This is a genomic window from Okeania sp. SIO2B9 (assembly GCF_010672505.1).
Taxonomy (GTDB): domain Bacteria; phylum Cyanobacteriota; class Cyanobacteriia; order Cyanobacteriales; family Microcoleaceae; genus Okeania; species Okeania hirsuta.
On sequence record NZ_JAAHGK010001741.1, the window covers coordinates 1 to 1,188 of the forward strand.

Genomic DNA, 1,188 nt, shown 5'->3' on the forward strand with positions numbered 1-1,188 from the left:
GGGTGGGGAAATTATATAAAGAGGTAGCTTCTACCATTGGAGAGAGCTAATTTTAAAGTAAGCATTTCCTGCGGAATGCTGTGCAAACAGCTATTAGCGGTCAGATAGCCTCCTGCAGAGGAACTGGGTTATCAGCAATGAAAATAAACATAAATAGCTAAAGTTAGCTGATGATTAATCCTTTTCCCAGGCTTTTAATTATCGCTCAATCTTAATTTTAATTCCTCGTTTAAATACAATAAATGATGAAATTTCATGGCAGAATGCTAGCGACTGAATGGTTAAAAATTTAAGCATAAATCTCTACCTTTCCATTTTGTATAATTCTTTTTTTAAATTGGTATAAAACCTACGACTTGAAAACCTAATACCAATTCTCAAAAACTTTGCTCTACTTGAAATTTCTATTTCTAAATACTATTTATTGACGTGATGTAAGCCTTTAATCATCTTTGCTATTTTGAGGCTTATTTTGACACTTTCCAAATATAGCATTACTCTTGATAAATGGTATAATATCGTGTCCGGATAATTAGTGATGAAAAAACTTTCTCCTCTTTTTCCCTCCTGACTCGGTCTTCCTGACTCGGTCTTCCTCCTTTATTATTTATAACTATTCAACCGGACATAATATAACACCTAAATACCTATTAATATAATTAAGCAAAAATTGTTTTTAATGATTTTACAACTGTTTGTATTTGTTGGTTACTTAAAGCTAAACCACTAGGAAGATAAAATCCACGTCTTGCTATATTTTCAGCTACAGGGCAAGATTCTTGCTTAAATAATCCCATTTTTTGGAATACTGGTTGTTCGTGCATACACCAGAAAAAAGGACGAGTACCTATTTTTTGTTCGCGCAATTTTTTCATTGCTTCTTTAGCATCAAAAGAAACAGAATCTTTGAGTACAACCCCATAAACCCAGTAAATATTATCAGCATATTCTGTTTTTGTCAGAGGTAATTCTAATTCAGAAACATCTGCTAAAAGTTCAGTATAAAGTTTACCCATATTTCGCTTACGCTGGATAAATTCATCTAACCTTTCTAATTGTGCCAAACCTAATGCTGCTTGTAGGTTAGTCATGCGTAAATTCCAACCTAATTCTTCATGGATAAAACGTTGTTGTGGTTGAAAACAAAGATTTCTCAAAGACCGACATTTTTCAGCTAGTATTTCATCA

The 1,188-nt window shown here is 32.9% G+C and carries 1 protein-coding gene; it reads right to left on the reverse strand.

Going from position 1 to position 1,188, the window contains the following annotated elements; all coding sequences use genetic code 11:
- Positions 1-659: 659 nt before the first annotated feature.
- A partial coding sequence (locus F6K13_RS34095; protein WP_287290081.1) for a DegT/DnrJ/EryC1/StrS aminotransferase family protein occupies positions 660-1,188 on the reverse strand: 529 nt, incomplete at its 5' end.